Raw genomic sequence first — 16,661 nt, forward strand, 5'->3', positions numbered from 1 at the left:
GGTGCGCCGGCCGGCTGCGAGACTGCACGCCATGTCTCTCGCCGGCCTGACCCTCGCCCACTGGCGCGCCCTGGACACGGCTTCCGCCGGGCGGTGCGCGCGGGAGGCGGCCGACAGGGCGGGCGGCCGCCTCCTGCGCGTCGACCCCGCCCCGCACCCGGAAGGTGTGGTGCACCGCGCCGTCATCGAGCGGGACGGCGAGCAGTTCGTCCTGGTCCCGGGCGGCGAGGTGACGGTCGGCTTCGACGTGGACGGGTGGCGGCCGCTCCCCGAGCAGCTCGCCTCCTACCGCGAGGAGAGCCTCGCGGGCGGCTTCGGCTTCGAGACCGATCCGCGCGAACACCTCGCGCGGGTGTTGACCCCGCGGCGGAAGGCCACCCTGCCCGCCGTGCTGATGGCATTGGAGCCGAGGAAGCTCCCCGAACTCCCCGCACTGGTACCCGCCCTGCTCGCCGGCCAGGGGCTCCGGCTGCCCCACCCCGACGAGTGGGAGCACGCCTGCGGCGCCGGCGCCGGCACGCTGTTCCGCTGGGGCGACGGCTTCCCCGCGGACGTGTCCCCCTACGGCGGCGGCAAGGGCCCGCACCTCCTGCCGAACGCCTTCGGGCTCCACATCGCCTTCGACGTCTACGACAGCGCCGAGATGACCTCGGATGCCGGTTCCGTATACGGCGGCGACGGGGGAGAAGCGGTCTGCGGGGGGTACGGCACCCTGCTCGAATGGCTGCCGCTGGCCACCGCCAACCGCAATCCGGCCACGGCCGAGTTCCTCGACGGCCCCGAGGGCGAGGACGTGTTCGAGGATTTCAACGCGCGCCCCGTCATCGACCTCGACTGACGGGCACGGGCGGGAAGCGCCCCTGCCACGGCACACGCGATCCGGAAGTGTGACGTGTCACAGACAACGCAGCGGTGCTGTGGGAACTTCAACTCTGTTACTCGTCGGTTGAGTTACCGGAACGCGCGTGGAGAGGGTCGTATGAGCACTCTGCAAGCCATCACGCTCGACCAGGTGGTCGACACGGACCGCTACCCCCTGTCGGACCCCGAAAGCACCGAAGCCCGTGCCGTGGTGGCACGGGCGAGGCGTGAACTCGCCGAGGCAGGCTGCACCGTACTGCCCGACTTCGTCCGGCCCTCGTTCCACGACGTGCTGCGCGAGGAGTGCGCCGCCCTCGCCCCGCACGCGTACTTCGACGTCGAAACCGTCAACGTCTACAACATCGAGGTGGACGCGGAGCTGCCCGGGCACCACCCCGGCCGGCGCACCTTCGAGCGGGGCAACGCCTTCGTCGCCCGCGACCGCATCCCGGGGGACGCCCTCATCAGCAGGCTCTACGCCCACGAGCCGTTCCAGCGCTTCGTCGCCGACTGCTTCGCCCTGCCCCGCCTGTACGAGCTCGCCGACCCGCTCTCCGGGCTCGTGCTCAACGTCGTACGGCCGGGCATGGGGCACCCCTGGCACTTCGACACCAACGAGTACACGGTCAGCATGCTGACCCAGGAGGCTCAGGAGGGCGGCTCCTTCGAGTACTGCCCGAACATCAGGTCCGCCGAGGACGAACGCTTCGACGACGTCCGGGCCGTCCTGGACGGCAGTCCCGCACGGCAGCCCGAGCGCCTGCCCCTGAGGCCGGGCGACCTTCAGCTGTTCAAGGGCCGCTACTCGCTGCACCGGGTCAGTCCCGTCCGCGGCGGCCTCGCGCGCCACAGCGCGATCTTCGCCTACAGCGAGCGCCCCGGCGTCATCGGGAGCGTGGCCCGCACCCGGCAGCTTTTCGGCCGCGTGCTGCCCGGGCACCTGGCCGCGGAGGGCCGGGTGCGGGGCGACCGGCTGCTGGACTAGAGCACCGGCGAACGGTTCCAGGCACCCCCACGCGCCCCACCGAGGAGAAGCCCCTTGCGTCTCGACGCGTCCGGAAAAGTCTCGCTGGACCACATCTACACCGCGCCCGACCCCCGCACGTACTTCCAGGAGCTCCGCCCTCTCGGCTACCGCGTCCCCCAACTGGCCAAGCCCTGGTTCGACAAGCTCATCAAGGAGTACCGGGAGACGGAGCAGGTCGCCGTCCCGCGGGTCCTGGACATCGGCTGCTCGTACGGGATCAACGCGGCCCTGCTCAAGTACGACGCCACGATGGACGAGCTGTACGCGCGCTACGACGGCAGCGGCCCCGCGTCCCGCGCCGCCCTGCTGGAGCGCGACCGGGACCTCTCCCGCTCCCGCAGCCCCGCGCACGGCCTGCGCTTCACCGGCCTGGACGCCTCCACCAGCGCCCTGGCCTACGCCCACGAAGCGGGCTTCCTCGACGACACCGTCCACGCGGACCTGGAGGCGCACGACCCCACCCCCGAGCAGCGGGACCTGCTCGCCGGGACGGACCTGGTGATCTCCACGGGCTGCATCGGCTACGTCACCGAACGCACCCTCACCCGCGTCGTGCGGGCCCAGGACGGCCGCCTCCCCTGGATGGCGCACTTCGTCCTGCGGATGTTCCCCTTCGACCCCGTCGAGGAGGCCCTGGCGGAGCTGGGCTACCGGACCGTCCGGGTCGACGAGGTCTTCAAGCAGCGCCGGTTCGCAGGCCCGGAGGAACAGCGCGGCGTCCTGGACGGCATGGCCGCCGCCGGCGTGGACGCGAGCGGTCTGGAGGAGGACGGCTGGCTCTACGCTCAGCTCTACCTCTCACGGCCGCAGCACCCCTAGACCCCCCCATCCCCACTCACCGAGAAGAGAGCCGCATTGAACGTCAGTCAGGAAGCAGCAGCCGACGCGACCTTCGCCCGTGAGGGCACCCTCCCGCGCGTGCCGCTGCCCACGCTCGAGGCGAGCTGCGAGCGGTTCCTCGCCTGGTGCGCCCCGCTGCTGACCGCGGAGGAACGGGCGGAGACGGAGGCCGAGGTCACGGCCTTCCTGCGGCCCGGCGGTCCCGGCCGGACCCTGCACGCGGCGCTGGAGGAGTACGACGCGACGGAGGGCGTGCACAGCTGGCTCGACACGTTCTGGCCGTACCGCTACCTCGGCCGCCGGGACCGGATCGCGCTCAACGCCAACTTCTTCTTCCTGTTCAAGGACACCGGCCAGGGACAGCTCGACAGGGCGGCCGGACTCGTGGCGGGAGCCCTGCACTACAAGCGGCAGCTCGACGAGGGCCTGATCGCACCGGTGGAGCAGCGCGGCGTACCCCAGTCGATGGTGCAGAACAGGTACCTCTTCTCCACGACGCGCATCCCCGGCGTGCCGCTGGACTCCGTGCGCGCCCCGTACAGCGAGCAGGCACCCGGGCCGTCCACCGCCCGGCACATCGTGGTGTTCTTCCGGGGCACCATGTTCCGGATGGACGTGCTCGGGCCGGACGGCGTCCCGCACAGCCTCGACGAGATCGAGGCGGGGCTGCGCGCCGTGACCAAGGCCGACGTCCACACGCCCGAGGAGGACAGGGCCGGCCACCTCACCACGATGGCGCGGGCGGAATGGGCGGCCACCCGGGCGTCCCTCGCCGCCGGCCACCCGGGCAACGCCCAGACGCTGGACGACATCGAGACCGCACTGTTCTGCGTCTGCCTGGAGGACTTCGCACCGGCCGGCACCCAGGAGGCCTGCGACGAACTGCTCCACGGGGACCGCGGCAACCGCTGGTTCGACAAGGCCGTCTCCTTCGTCGTCCACGCGGACGGCAGGGCCGGCATCAACGTCGAGCACTGCGAGCTGGACGGGACGACCATCCTCAGCTTCACCGACGCGCTGCTCGGCACCGCGCCCGAGGAGCACTCCCTCCGCTCCGGCGCCCGCTCCCAGGGCGAACCCGTCCCTCAGCCGCTCACCTTCGAGCTGGACGAGCCCCTGAGGGCCCAGGTGCGCGCCGCCGCCGAGTCGTTCGCCGCGTACGGACGGGACACCGCCACCACCACGGTGTCCTTCCAGGACTTCGGCAGCACGGCGGCCAAGGCGCTGAAGGTGTCCCCGGACGCCTTCGTCCAGGTCGCCTACCAACTGGCCCACCAGCGCGCCAAGGGACACCTGGGGGCGACGTACGAGTCGATCGCCACCCGGCAGTTCCGTCACGGCCGCACCGAGGCGATGCGTGTGGTCACCCCCGAGATGCCGGCCTTCGTCGCGGCGATGGACGATCCCGCGGCCGGCCGCGATACCCGCCGTGCCGCGTTCCGGGCGGCCGCCGCGGCCCACGTCGCGCGGGCGAGGGAATGCCAGGCGGGCGAGGCGCCCGAGCAGCACCTGTGGGAACTCGAACTGATCCAGCGCCGCCGCGGCGAGGAGCTCGGCGTGGACGAACAGCCCGCCCTGTTTCGCTCCCCGGGCTGGCTCACCCTGCGGGACGACTACCTGAGCACCAGCTCGGCGCCGTCCGAGAACATCCAGTACTTCGGCTTCGGCTCGACGAGCAGCCGCTGCATCGGCATCGCCTACGTCCTGCTGCCGGACCGCTTCAACCTCTACCTGAGCACCCCGCGCACGGTCGCCGGCCAGATGCACGCCTTCGCGGACCACCTCCGCGAGGCGGTCGCCGAACTGCGGGAGCTGCTGGCGGACTGAGCGCCGGTCCCGGCACGCCGGAGGGCCGCCGTCCCCTGCGGGACGGCGGCCCTCCGGCTGCTGATGAGCTCGTGACCCCTAGAGGTCGAAGTACAGCTCGAACTCGTGCGGGTGCGGGCGCAGCTGGATCGGGGCGATCTCGTGCGTGCGCTTGTAGTCGATCCACGTCTCGATCAGGTCGGGCGTGAAGACGCCGCCGGCCTGGAGGTACTCGTGGTCGGCCTCGAGGGCGTCGAGGACGGCCGGGAGCGAGGTCGGGACCTGCTGGACGCCCGCGTGCTCCTCGGGCGCCAGCTCGTAGAGGTCCTTGTCGATCGGCTCCGGGGGCTCGATCTTGTTCTTGACGCCGTCCAGGCCGGCCATCAGCAGGGCCGAGAACGCCAGGTACGGGTTCGAGGACGGGTCGGGGGCGCGGAACTCGACGCGCTTCGCCTTCGGGTTGGAGCCCGTGATCGGGATGCGCATCGCGGCGGAGCGGTTGCGCTGCGAGTACACCATGTTGACCGGGGCCTCGAAGCCGGGGACCAGACGGTGGTAGGAGTTCACCGTCGGGTTGGTGAAGGCCAGCAGCGACGGGGCGTGCTTCAGGATGCCGCCGATGTAGTAGCGCGCCATGTCCGAGAGGCCCGCGTAGCCCTGCTCGTCGTAGAAGAGCGGCGTGCCGCCCTGCCACAGCGACTGGTGGACGTGCATGCCCGAGCCGTTGTCACCGAAGATCGGCTTCGGCATGAAGGTCGCGGTCTTGCCGTTGCGCCAGGCGACGTTCTTCACGATGTACTTGAAGAGCATCAGGTCGTCGGCCGCGGCGAGCAGCGTGTTGAACTTGTAGTTGATCTCCGCCTGGCCGGCGGTGCCGACCTCGTGGTGCTGACGCTCGACCTGGAGGCCGTTCTTGTCCAGCTCCAGGGAGATCTCGGCACGCAGGTCGGCGAAGTGGTCGACCGGCGGGGTCGGGAAGTATCCGCCCTTGTAGCGGACCTTGTAGCCGCGGTTGTTCTCCTCGGACCCGGTGTTCCAGGCGCCGGCCTCGGAGTCGATGTGGTAGAAGCTCTCGTTCGCCGACGTCTGGAAGCGGACGTTGTCGAAGACGTAGAACTCCGCCTCGGGGCCGAAGTACGCGGTGTCCGCGACGCCGGTCGAGGCGAGGTAGGCCTCGGCCTTCTTGGCCACGTTCCGCGGGTCACGGCTGTACTGCTCGCCGGTGATCGGGTCGTGGATGAAGAAGTTGACGTTCACCGTCTTGTCGCGGCGGAAGGGGTCGACACGGGCCGTGGACAGGTCGGCGCGGAGCGCCATGTCCGACTCGTGGATCGCCTGGAAACCGCGGATCGACGAGCCGTCGAAAGCCAGTTCCTCGGCCGGGTCGAAGGACCCCGCGGGGATCGTGAAGTGCTGCATCACGCCCGGCAGGTCGCAGAACCGGACGTCGATGAACTTGACGTCGTTGTCGGCGATGTACTTCTGGACTTCGTCGGCGTTCTGGAACATCCAACTCCTCCTACTCCCGACCCGGGAAAGGGCGGGGTTGCAGCTCGTCTGTGTGGCCAGTGCGGTGGCACACGCTGGACCCGACCTTAGGCAGAAGGGATTTCTCCAGCATGACCCATTTGTTTCGCACAAGTTAACCAGCCCGGTTGTGGGCGGCACCTCAGCGACGTGTTCCGTGCCCCGCCCGGCGAGGCGCAAACGTGGGCGCAGTACCGTGGACGGGTGGACAACAGGCAAGCAATCGGATCGTGGCTCTCGGGGCCGCGCGCGGCGGCCGAGGAGATGGGCGCCGACTTCGGTTACCGGGGCGAACGCCTCGGTCTGCCCCAGGACGGCCCGGGGTCGATCGCCCCGCTCGGCCGGCGCTTCGGGGCCCTCTTCATCGACTGGGCCGTATGCATGGTGATCGCATACGGGCTGCTCGCTCGCGGTGACCAGCAGGCGGCCGGGAACTGGGCGCTCGGCGTGTTCCTCGTCCTGAGCCTGCTGACGGTCGGAACCGTCGGTTCCACCCCGGGCAAGCGGATGCTGGGCCTGCGGGTCATCGCCGAGGACGGCGGACGGCTCGGTGTCGTCCGGGTCGTCCTGAGGAGCGTCCTGCTCCTCCTGGTGATCCCGGCCATCGTCTGGGACCGCGACAGCCGCGGCCTCCACGACAGGCTGGCCCGCGCCGTCCAGGTCCGTATCTGAGACGAGTCCGGGCCCGTGGCCGGGACGGTTCCCGGTCCGTGTGCGGGACGATTCCGGGTCCGGGTCCGGCACGAGCAGCGGCCCCGGACGATGCACTCGTCCGGGGCCGCTCCTCTCCTACGTGCTGGGTCAGCGCATCTTTCCGCCGCGCGGCATCCGCATGCCCTTCGGCATGGGGCCCTTGGGCAGCGGCATGTTGCTCATCAGGTCGCCCATCGCCCGGAGCCGGTCGTTCGCCGCGGTCACCTGCGGGCCGGTCAGGACCCTCGGGAGCTTCAGCATGGTCGTGCGCACCTTCTTGAGCGGCACCTGGCCCTCGCCGTCACCGACGATGATGTCGTGCACCGGTACGTCGACGACGATGCGGGCCATCCGCCTCTTCTCGGCCGCCAGCAGGCTCTTCACCCGGTTCGGGTTGCCCTCGGCCACCAGGACGATGCCGGCCTTGCCGACCGCCCGGTGGACGACGTCCTGGCTGCGGTTCATCGCGACGGCCGGAGTCGTGGTCCATCCGCGGCCCACCCGGTCCAGGACGGCAGCGGCCGCGCCGGGCTGTCCCTCCATCTGACCGAAGGCCGCGCGCTCGGCACGTCGTCCGAAGATGATCGCCATCGCGAGGAAGGCCAGGACGAAGCCCAGGATGCCCGCGTAGACCGGGTGACCGATCAGGAAACCGATGGCGAGGAGGACACCGAAGGTGACGATTCCCACACCCGCGACGACGAGACCCACCTTGGGGTCCGACCGCCTGGTCATCTTGTAGGTCAGGGCGATCTGCTTGAGCCGCCCCGCGTTCTCGGCGCTGTCCGCGCCTTCAGTGTTTGCCTTCCGCGCCATGTACCGAAGTTTACGTGGCCCGGGAGTGACCTAGGAACGGTGGTCGGCCACAGCCTTCAGCACATGCTCCACCTCGACCCGGTCCTGGGCCCTGCGGCGGTCCTCGAGGACGGCCGTCCAGGCGTTCCGGCGGGCGGTGCGCTGGCCACTGCTCATCAGCAGCGACTCGACCGCGCGGAGCGCGGTGGTGACGGTCGGGATGGCGTTGGCTCGTACCGGTGCTGCGTGCATCGTGGGTGTTCCCCCTCGGAGCGGATGCGCGCGCCCGGCGCGCACTGAGTAGCGGGAAGCAATGACGACGGCGGCTGTGCGAGCCACCGCGTATGTACCTAGGGTCACTGCTCGGTGTTACCAGTGCATGACCGGTCGGTCAAACACCAATGAACCTCTGATTTCGGCGCCGCGCACGCCGACGCGGCCCATACGGGCCCCCGACCTGCGGGGGACGTACGGGCCGCGTCGTCACGGCTATTACTGCTCAGTAATCTCTTGTGCGCCGATTCACACGGCGGACGGGGTGGCGGCGGTCGCGCCGCGCCGCTCCATCGCCTGCTGGAAGAGACGCCCCGCGCGGTACGAGGAACGCACCAGCGGGCCCGACATGACGCCGGAGTAACCGATGGCGTCGGCCTCGTCCTTCAGCTCCACGAACTCGTGCGGCTTCACCCAGCGCTCGACGGGGTGGTGCCGCGCGGAGGGCCGGAGGTACTGCGTAATCGTGATGAGCTCGCAACCCGCGTCGTGCAGGTCCTGGAGTGCCTCGCTGACTTCCTCGCGGGTCTCGCCCATGCCGAGGATCAGGTTGGACTTCGTCACCAGGCCGGCCTCGCGGGCCCGTGTGATGACTTCCAGGGAGCGCTCGTAACGGAATCCGGGCCGGATGCGCTTGAAGATGCGCGGGACCGTCTCGACGTTGTGCGCGAGCACCTGGGGCCGCGAGGAGAAGACCTCGGCGAGCTGCGCGGGCTCCGCGTTGAAGTCGGGGATGAGCAGCTCCACCTTGGTGGCGCCGGCCTCCCGGTCCGCGGTCAGGGCGTGGATCTGGCGCACGGTCTCCGCGTACAGCCACGCGCCGCCGTCGTCCAGGTCGTCGCGCGCGACGCCGGTGATCGTCGCGTAGTTCAGGTCCATCGTGACGACGGACTCGCCCACGCGGCGGGGCTCGTCCCGGTCCAGCGCCTGCGGCTTCCCCGTGTCGATCTGGCAGAAGTCGCAGCGCCGGGTGCACTGGTCGCCGCCGATGAGGAAGGTCGCCTCGCGGTCCTCCCAGCATTCGTAGATGTTCGGGCAGCCGGCTTCCTGGCACACGGTGTGCAGGCCCTCGCCCTTCACGAGCGCCTGCATCTTCGTGTACTCGGGGCCCATCTTCGCCCGGGTTTTGATCCACTCGGGCTTGCGCTCGATGGGGGTCTGGCTGTTTCGGACCTCCAGGCGCAGCATCTTGCGCCCGTCGGGTGCGACACCGGACACTCCGGCACCCCTTTGCTTTCGCTGCATTGGATTCTTCGGCGAACACCAGGGTACGCCCGTGGTTAGAACGGTCTTACGTATGGCCAACCTGTGGCCGACAGGCCCTATTCCGGCGGGCCGTACGGCACCTCAGGCGGGCGCCGCGGCCTTCGGGGGCGTCGGCGGCTCGATGACGCGGGGCGCGGGCTCCGCGTTCTCCAGGACGTCCCTCAGGTGCTTCTCGGCGACCGGGAGGACGTCGGAGATCGTGATCTCGCGGCCCAGCTCGTACGAGAGCGAGGTCACGCCCGCGTCCCGGATCCCGCAGGGCACGATCTTGTCGAACCACGTGTTGTCGGGGTTCACGTTCAGCGAGAAACCGTGCATGGTCACTCCCTTGGCGACCCTGATGCCGATCGCGGCCAGCTTGCGGTCCTCGCGGCGCTGGCCCGCGTTGGACGGCGCGTACTCGGGGCCGTTCAGCCGGGCGTCGAACTCCTCGTCGTGCAGCCGGGGGTCGAAGTCCAGGGAGAGCCCGCCGAGCAGCGGGCGGTCCTCGACCGGATCGCCGAGGACCCAGACACCGCTGCGGCCCTCGACCCGGCTGGTCCGCACGCCGAACTCCGCGGCCGTGAGGATCAGCGCGTCCTCGAGGCGGCGGACGTGGGCGACCACGTCCACCGGGCGGGGGAGCTTCAGGATCGGGTAGCCGACGAGCTGCCCGGGGCCGTGCCAGGTGATCTTGCCGCCGCGGTCGACGTCGATGACGGGGGTGCCGTCCAGCGGGCGTTCGCTCACCGTCGTGCGCCGCCCCGCCGTGTAGACGGGCGGGTGCTCGAGGAGCAGGCACGTGTCCGGGACGGCGTCCTCGAACCGGGCGGCGTGCACCTCGCGCTGCTTCTGCCAGGCCTCCTGGTACTCGACCCGCTCCTCGCCGAATCCCAGACGGACGAACCGCAGCTCACTCACTCGGGTGCCTCCCTACTCGCGGTGCCGGAGGGCCGGGGGGTGTCCCCGGAGCCACGTCACCATGCACTGATGTGCGCCCCCAGCCACTGTACGACCGCTCCGGAGGAGCGGGTCGGGCAGGTTACGGGCAGGGGGACTTCCGTCAGCGATCCGACATTCCTCACACGATCGGATGAATGTGGAGCGAAGGTCACCGGGGTTGCCGCCGGGGCGGTTAAGTTCGCGCCGTTCCATAACGGGCTCGCCCGCTCCCAATCGTGGGGGAGCCCGTAAGGGCTGCCCGCCCGGCGCCGAAGGCAGGAGACCTTACAGCTGATGTCGGAACGACCTCCGCAGCGCACCCCGAACCGGCGGCTCGCTGCCCTCATCGCGGAGGCCGGGTTCTCCCACGCGGGCCTGGCCCGCCGAGTGGACCAGCTCGGCCTCGAACACGGGCTCGACCTGCGATACGACAAGACCTCGGTGACCCGCTGGCTGCGCGGCCAGCAGCCCCGCGGCACCACCCCCGCACTGATCGCCGAGGTCTTCACCAGGCGCCTCGGGCGCCGGCTCTCGGCGCAGGACCTCGGCCTGGACGCGTGTGCGCCCGTCTACGCCGGTCTGGAGTTCGCCGCCACGCCCGCAGAGGCCGTCGACATCGTCAGCGGACTGTGGCGCAAGGACTCGGGCAGCCATGCCGAGCTGCGCAAGATCGCGTTCACTCCCGCCGGGCTGGTCGTCCCCAGCAGGGACTGGCTGATCGGCAGGGCCGACGAATGGGTCGGCCGCGGTGAGGCACCGGACCGCGTGAACGGAGCCGCCGGCCTGCCCGCTCCGCGTACGGCGGCCGAGGCCCACGGGACGCGTGTCCCGCACGGGCTCCACCAGGCCAACGGGTCCGGCACCCCGCAGCCGTCCGGCGGACCCGGCCAGGCCCAGGGGGCGGGCGGCCACGGGGTCCGGACCGGCTCCACCCGTGGACCCGGCTCCACCCGCCTGCCGACGCCCGGCGTCCCGCGCCAGCGGCAGACCGACCGCGGCGCCGGCCAGCGGGTCGGCAGCGGTGACGTCGCCGCGCTGCGCTCGGTGGGCGAACTCTTCCGCACGCTCGACAACGCCTACGGCGGCGGGCACGCCAGGCAGGCGCTCGTCCGGTACCTGGAGCACGAGGCGGAGCCCATGCTCCGGGGAAGCTACGGAGAGGTGCTGGGCCGCCGGCTGTTCGCCGCCGTGGCGGACCTGACCCGGCTGGCGGGATGGACCTCGTACGACATCGCGGCGCACGGCCTCGCCCAGCGCTACTTCGTCCAGGCGCTGCGGCTCGCCCAGGCGGCCGGGGACCGCGCGTACGGAGCCTTCGTCCTGATCACGATGAGCCGGCAGGCGGTCTACCTGGGGCACGGCAGGGAAGCCGTCCAGCTCGCACGCGTCGCCCAGCAGGGCATCGGCTCCTCCGCGCCGCCCGTGGTCATGGCCCTGCTGCACTCGGTCGAGGCGCGCGGGCACGGCGTCCTCGGCGAGACCAGGGCCTGCGTCGCCGCGCTCGTGCGGGCGGAGCGGGCCCTGGGGGCCTCCCGGCAGGGTGACGACATTCCGCACTGGGCCCGCTACTTCGACGAGGCCCAGCTCGCCGACGAGTTCGGCCACTGCCACCGCGATCTGCAGCAGTACCGTGTCGCCGCCCAGCACGCGGAGCGGTCGCTCGAGCTGCGCGCACCGGCGTACGCCCGGAGCAGGCTGTTCTGCCGGGTGGTGCTCGCCTCCGCGCGGCTCGGGCTCGGCGAGCTGGACCAGGCCTGCCTGCTGGGCGCCGAGGCGGCGCAGCAGGCGGCGGAGATGCGGTCCGTGCGCGCGACGGAGTACGTACGCGACTTCGAGCGCCGCCTGGAGCCGTACCGGGACGCCGTCGCCGTGCGCGGGTACCGCGAACGGGTCGCCGCACTGGGCTGACCCGTGGCTCCCGTCCGGACCGGGAGCGGCCGGGACGGACCGGCAGGACAGATCGGGGCAGGAGGCCGGGCCCGGGCCGGGGAGCGGATCCGGCCCGGGCCCGGCCTCCTGACGGAGGGTTCCTACGCCGCGGCGGGCAGCCCCGCCCCGTCCGTGTGCGGCCGGGGCACCCCCAGGTCCGTGAGGATCGCCGAGGCGGCGCGCCTGCCGGAGCGCAGGGCCCCCTGGACCGTGCTGGTGTCGCGGTGGTCCCCGCACACGTACAGCCCGGCGAGGACCCGGACGGGCCGGAGCGGATCGTGCGGCGGCGGCATGGCCGGCACGGCCTCCGGATCGTGATGGGAGGCCAGCAGCTCCCAGTCGTCGGTGGGGGTGCCGTACAGCGAGGCGAGATGCGCGCGTACCGAGCGGTCGAGGTCCGGCGGCGGGGGACCGAGCACCGTCGAGGTGATCAGGGCCCTGCCGCGCGGGGCACGTGAGGGATCTACCTCGCTCATCACGGCGGTGTGCGCGACCGGCCCCGAACGGTCCGCGTCCAGCAGCAGACGGGCGCCCGTCGACGGCGCCTCCGCGGCGGTGTGGTGCAGCACGGTCACCGGGCGGAACGCCGGCATCCGCAGGCCCGGCAGCAGCTCGGCGGCCGCCCCCGCCCCGGTGGCCAGCAGGAGCGACCGGCAGCCGAGCTCGCCGTGCTCCTTGGTGCGCACGGAGGTGATGTCGGCGGCCGTCACGTGGACCCCCGTCCGTACGGTTCCCGGCGGCAGGGCGGCGGCCAGCAGCTCGGGCAGCGTCGCGGAACCGCCCGAGGGGACGCAGAGCCGGCCGCGCGCGTAGTCCCGGAGGATGAGGTCGGCCATGCGGCTCGACGTGGTGAGCCCGGGGTCGTTGAGCAGTGCTGAGAGCAGCGGGTTCAGGAATCCGCCGACGACGCGGGACGACAGGCCGCGCGCCGACAGCGCCCCGGCCGCCGCCCTGTCGGGCCGGGCCAGGATCCGGGACTCCGGTGTGGCGGCCAGCCGGGCCAGCCAGGCCCCGAGCCGCGCCTGTTCGATCGCGCCACCCAGGGGCGCGCGAGGGGCGCTCGGTCGGGAGCGCGCGGCGCGAAGTGCGCCCCTCGCGCTCCGTACGTCCCCGGCGCGGTACTGCCGCCCCCCGCTGTGGACGAGCACTCCGGGGGCGAAGTCCCGCAGGACCAGCCCCGTGAGCCCCGGGGTGGTGCTCAGCTCCGGATGCGCGGAGCTGAGCAGCGGACCCAGATGGTCGAGCCGGAAACCGTCCACGTCGTGGGTGGCCATCCGGCCGCCCACGTGCGCGGCGGCCTCCAGGACGCTGACGCCCACCCCCGCGCTGATCAGCTGGTGGGCCGCCGACAGGCCGGCGATCCCGGCCCCGATGATGACCACATCCGCGTGGTCTGCTGTGTGTGCCCCGATCACGTGCCCCTCCCCGAGTCGGTGCGACTGGTGGGAGGCTATTGCCCCCAACAGGCCCCCGGAATGCCCGAGTTCGGGTCGAGGCTAGGCGTATGGCCGAGAGAGGCGCAGTCGCGCGCACCCCGGGCACCGGTGCACGGGGTCGCACGGTGGCCCGGTGCGGGGAGCAGGGGCAGGCCCCGGCCGCGGTCAGCGCAGAGCGGCGCGGATGGCGTCGTCGATGCCGGGGAAGGCGAACGCGAAGCCGGAGTCGAGAAGTTGGCCGGGCAGCACCCGCTGGCTGGCCAGCACGTCCCCGGCGAAGTCCCCCAGCGCGATCCTCAGCGCGGGCGCCGGGGCGGTGAACAGGGTCGGACGCCGCAGCACCCGCCCCATCGCCGCGGTCACCTGACCGTTGGTGACGGGGGAGGGGCCCGTCAGATTCACCGGACCCGACAGCGTCTCCGTGTCCAGGATGTGCCGCAGCGCCGCGATGTGGTCGTGCAGCGCGATGAAGCTCCAGTACTGCCGGCCGTTCCCCACCCGCCCGCCGAGCCCCGCCTTGAACAGCGGGAAGAGGCGCCCCCAGGCGCCGCCCCGCCGGGACACGACCAGACCGGTCCTGGCGTGGACCGTGCGTACGCCCGCCTCCTCGGCGGGGGCCGTCGCCTCTTCCCACTCCACGCACACCGACGGCAGGAAACCCTCGCCGGGCGGGGCGCCCTCGTCCACGGCGCGGTCCCCGGTGTCGCCGTAGTAGCCGACGGCGGACCCGGACAGCAGCACCTTCGGCGGGGTGTCCAGGGAGGCCACCGCCTCGGCGACGGCCGCCGTGCCCAGCACCCGGCTGTCGCGGATCTCCCGCTTGTACGCATCGGTCCACCGGTGGTCCCCGACGCCGGCACCGGCGAGGTGGACGACCGCGTCGCAGCCGACCAGGCCCGCCACGTCGACGTACTGCCGCTTCGGGTCCCACTCCACCTCGTCACCGGTGGCGGCCGGGCGGCGCACCAGGCGCACCACCTCGTGCCCGTCGGCACGCAGCGAGCGCACGAGCGCCGCTCCGATGAGGCCTGTCGATCCGGTGACGGCGATTCGGGAGCGCAGCATGACGCCCAGTCTGCCCCATGTGCCTCCGGTCACACGGAAGGGACGTGGCACAGTGGCGCTCATGTCCGCGCCGCAGTTCCGTTCCCTCCGCCCCGTCCGTCCCGCCCTGCCCGGGGACGAGACCGCGCTCGGGGAGCTCGACCGTGCCGCCTGGTCGACGCTTCACGCCGTCACGCCGAGACCGCAGCCGCCGTACGAGCGCTTCTTCGACGACCGGCACCCGCCCGGCGAGTTCCTCGTCGCCGACGCGGTCACCGGCGCGGGCGGTGTGAGCCCGGCCGGCTATCTCCGGCTGGGCCGCCCGACGCCGCTCGCCTGCAACGCGCACGTGCGTCAGATACAGGGCCTCGCGGTCGCCGGCTGGGCACGGGGCCACGGCGTCGCACGGGCGCTGCTCCACGCCTCGTACGCCGAGGCGCGGCGGCAGGGCGCCGGACGGCTCACCCTGCGCGTGCTCGGCCACAACAACGCCGCGCGGGCGCTGTACGAGTCGGAGGGCTTCACCGTGGAGGGCGTGCTCCCGGGGGAGTTCTTCCTGGGCGGGCGGTACGTCGACGACGTCCTGATGGCGCGCTCGACAGCGGCCTGAAACGGGGCACGGACCTTCCCGCCTGAGACCCGGCCCGGCCTCAGGCCGGACCGAAGCGTTCCCAGAGCGTGGGGAAGCGCTCCGCGAGTGCCGCGTCGTCGAAGCCGAAGGGCGTGCCGGCCGGTTCCGAGGCCTGCGGCGGCAGCCCCAGGTCGGGAGTGACGACACCGGTGAGCTGCTCGTAGGCCTCGTCGGCGGCGTAGCCGAAGTCCTCGCCGTCCCCGTCGAGCTCCTCGTCGAAGTCGTCCAGCAACTCGGCCAGGCTGTCCGGGTCGTGCACGGCGCCCTCGAAGACCTCACGGCCCTGTGCGATCAGCCAGCAGCGGAAGTAGTCGAAGGCGTCGTCGCTCGCGCCGCCCAGCAGGACGGCCGCCGCGCCCCACAGGTCCCAGCGGTACGCCCGGTTGTAGCGGGCCTCCAGATGCCTGGCGAAGTCCAGCACGGAGTCGGGGTCGAGCCGCACCAGCCGTTCGACGAGCAGGTCGGCGTGCTCCTCGGGGTCGCCCTCGGCGGCCTCGCGGGTGCTGTCGACGATCTCCCAGAACTCCGTCTCGTCCATCACTGGTCCAGCATCTGCCCCGAGGACGGGCGACGCACGCCCAGACACCGAAAAGAAGCCTTCGGCATCACTTCCGGGCCACTTCAGCGATAGAGGTCGCGCAGTCGTTCGGCAGTATCGGCCATACGTTCGCGCAGGGCCGCGGGTGCCAGAACCTCCACCTCCGGTCCGAGGGTGAGCAGCTGGCCGTACGCCACCTCCAGGGACTCGACCGGCAGGGCGACCGTGCGCAGCCCGTCCCCGTCCGGGCCCGCGGCCCCGGCCAGCGCCTCCTCGGCGGCGGCCCGGTCCACGGCGTGCGGCAGCCGCCGCGCGCCCTCCTCCGACAGCCGCACAGTCACCTCCGCGCGCAAGATCGACCGGGCGAACTGTGCCGCCCGCTCCTCCCAGAAGCGCGGCAGGTCGAAGTCCTCGTCCCGTTCGAAGCGGGTCCCCGACGCGGCGACCGCGGTGAACCGGTCGATCCGGTACACCCGGAAGTCGTCCTCCGCGCGGGCGCAGAGGTACCAGACGCCCGCCTTCAGGACGAGTCCGTACGGGGCCAGTTCCCGCTCCACCTCGCCCGAGGACCGGCGGCGGTAGCGGGCCCGGACCAGCCGGTCGTCCCAGACGGCCTCCGCGACGGCGGGCAGCAGCTCGGGGGTGACCGGATCGTGGTACCAGCCGGGGGCGTCGAGGTGGAAGCGCCGGGACGCGCTGTGCGAGGCGTCCCGGAGCGAGGGGAGCAGGGCGGCCGAGACCTTCAGCCGGGCGGCCGACGCGGCGTCGTCGAGCCCCATCTCCCGCAGGGCGGAGGGCAGCCCGGACAGGAAGAGTGCCTCGGCCTCGTGACGGGCCAGCCCGGTGAGCCGTGTCCGGTAGCCGCCCACGAGCCGGTAGCCTCCGGCCCGGCCGCGGTCGGCGTAGACGGGCACACCCGCTTCCGAGAGCGCCTGGGCGTCCCGGGTCACGGTGCGCTCCGACACCTCCAGCTCCCCGGCCAGCTCGGCGCCGGTCATGGAGGGCCGGGACTGCAGGAGCAGCACCATCTTGATCAGCCGGGCAGCACGCATGGACCCCATTGTGCGGCGGACC

16 protein-coding genes are annotated in these 16,661 nt (G+C 72.1%); 7 read left to right on the forward strand and 9 right to left on the reverse strand.

Annotated features, from left to right (window positions below; genetic code table 11):
* Window positions 1–31 precede the first annotated feature (31 nt).
* The 4 genes from ACFUNE_RS16040 to ACFUNE_RS16055 all read left to right on the forward strand — a co-directional run bounded on the left by ACFUNE_RS16040 (window position 32) and on the right by ACFUNE_RS16055 (window position 4,555).
* Window positions 32–838, forward strand: coding sequence for a hypothetical protein (locus ACFUNE_RS16040; protein ID WP_383567277.1), 807 nt, complete (start codon window positions 32–34; stop codon window positions 836–838).
* Between the two features lie 141 nt (window positions 839–979).
* On the forward strand, window positions 980–1,846 hold the full coding sequence (locus ACFUNE_RS16045) for an arpA protein (RefSeq protein WP_383567280.1): 867 nt from the start codon (window positions 980–982) through the stop codon (window positions 1,844–1,846).
* Between the two features lie 54 nt (window positions 1,847–1,900).
* Window positions 1,901–2,707: a class I SAM-dependent methyltransferase gene (locus tag ACFUNE_RS16050; protein WP_383567283.1), complete on the forward strand. Its 807-nt coding sequence runs from the start codon at window positions 1,901–1,903 to the stop codon at window positions 2,705–2,707.
* A 36-nt stretch (window positions 2,708–2,743) separates the two neighbouring features.
* The gene (locus ACFUNE_RS16055; RefSeq protein ID WP_383567286.1) at window positions 2,744–4,555 is read left to right on the forward strand and encodes a choline/carnitine O-acyltransferase; all 1,812 of its coding nucleotides are present in this window, start codon (window positions 2,744–2,746) and stop codon (window positions 4,553–4,555) included.
* Window positions 4,556–4,633: 78 nt separating this feature from the next.
* Here ACFUNE_RS16055 and glnA read toward each other — a convergent pair whose 3' ends face one another.
* Window positions 4,634–6,043, reverse strand: coding sequence for a type I glutamate--ammonia ligase (gene glnA / locus ACFUNE_RS16060; RefSeq protein WP_383567289.1), 1,410 nt, complete (start codon window positions 6,041–6,043; stop codon window positions 4,634–4,636).
* A 222-nt stretch (window positions 6,044–6,265) separates the two neighbouring features.
* Here glnA and ACFUNE_RS16065 point away from each other — a divergent pair, with 222 nt between their 5' ends.
* Window positions 6,266–6,733, forward strand: a complete 468-nt coding sequence (locus ACFUNE_RS16065) for an RDD family protein (RefSeq protein WP_383567292.1) — start codon at window positions 6,266–6,268, stop codon at window positions 6,731–6,733.
* Window positions 6,734–6,862: 129 nt separating this feature from the next.
* On the opposite strand, the gene ACFUNE_RS16070 is transcribed toward ACFUNE_RS16065, so the two are convergent.
* From ACFUNE_RS16070 to lipB, 4 genes are all read right to left on the reverse strand, one after another.
* Window positions 6,863–7,570: a DUF4191 domain-containing protein gene (locus ACFUNE_RS16070; RefSeq protein WP_383567295.1), complete on the reverse strand. Its 708-nt coding sequence runs from the start codon at window positions 7,568–7,570 to the stop codon at window positions 6,863–6,865.
* Between the two features lie 30 nt (window positions 7,571–7,600).
* Window positions 7,601–7,801, reverse strand: coding sequence for a hypothetical protein (locus ACFUNE_RS16075; RefSeq protein WP_362933880.1), 201 nt, complete (start codon window positions 7,799–7,801; stop codon window positions 7,601–7,603).
* A 270-nt stretch (window positions 7,802–8,071) separates the two neighbouring features.
* Window positions 8,072–9,040, reverse strand: a complete 969-nt coding sequence (gene lipA, locus ACFUNE_RS16080) for a lipoyl synthase (protein WP_383567297.1) — start codon at window positions 9,038–9,040, stop codon at window positions 8,072–8,074.
* Between the two features lie 129 nt (window positions 9,041–9,169).
* Entirely contained in the window at window positions 9,170–9,988 is an 819-nt protein-coding gene (gene lipB, locus ACFUNE_RS16085; protein ID WP_383567299.1) for a lipoyl(octanoyl) transferase LipB, read from the reverse strand.
* 315 nt (window positions 9,989–10,303) lie between these two features.
* Here lipB and ACFUNE_RS16090 point away from each other — a divergent pair, with 315 nt between their 5' ends.
* Window positions 10,304–11,917: a regulator gene (locus tag ACFUNE_RS16090; RefSeq protein WP_383567302.1), complete on the forward strand. Its 1,614-nt coding sequence runs from the start codon at window positions 10,304–10,306 to the stop codon at window positions 11,915–11,917.
* Window positions 11,918–12,039: 122 nt separating this feature from the next.
* Here ACFUNE_RS16090 and ACFUNE_RS16095 read toward each other — a convergent pair whose 3' ends face one another.
* Both ACFUNE_RS16095 and ACFUNE_RS16100 read right to left on the reverse strand, forming a co-directional pair.
* A complete protein-coding gene (locus tag ACFUNE_RS16095) occupies window positions 12,040–13,353 on the reverse strand; it encodes an NAD(P)/FAD-dependent oxidoreductase (protein ID WP_383567306.1) in 1,314 nt (437 codons plus the stop codon).
* Between the two features lie 186 nt (window positions 13,354–13,539).
* Entirely contained in the window at window positions 13,540–14,439 is a 900-nt protein-coding gene (locus ACFUNE_RS16100; RefSeq protein WP_383567309.1) for a TIGR01777 family oxidoreductase, read from the reverse strand.
* A gap of 61 nt (window positions 14,440–14,500) precedes the next feature.
* Here ACFUNE_RS16100 and ACFUNE_RS16105 point away from each other — a divergent pair, with 61 nt between their 5' ends.
* Window positions 14,501–15,028 (forward strand): GNAT family N-acetyltransferase, encoded by a 528-nt coding sequence (locus ACFUNE_RS16105; RefSeq protein ID WP_383567312.1) that lies wholly within the window; start codon window positions 14,501–14,503, stop codon window positions 15,026–15,028.
* Window positions 15,029–15,068: 40 nt separating this feature from the next.
* Here the strand turns inward: ACFUNE_RS16105 and ACFUNE_RS16110 are convergent, their stop codons facing one another.
* Together ACFUNE_RS16110 and ACFUNE_RS16115 are read right to left on the reverse strand one after the other, a co-directional pair.
* A complete protein-coding gene (locus ACFUNE_RS16110; RefSeq protein WP_383567315.1) occupies window positions 15,069–15,587 on the reverse strand; it encodes a DUF4240 domain-containing protein in 519 nt (172 codons plus the stop codon).
* 83 nt (window positions 15,588–15,670) lie between these two features.
* The gene (locus ACFUNE_RS16115) at window positions 15,671–16,639 is read right to left on the reverse strand and encodes a helix-turn-helix transcriptional regulator (protein ID WP_383567318.1); all 969 of its coding nucleotides are present in this window, start codon (window positions 16,637–16,639) and stop codon (window positions 15,671–15,673) included.
* Window positions 16,640–16,661: the final 22 nt, after the last annotated feature.

Source organism: Streptomyces sp. NPDC057287 (assembly GCF_042667905.1).
Classification (GTDB): Bacteria; Actinomycetota; Actinomycetes; order Streptomycetales; family Streptomycetaceae; genus Streptomyces.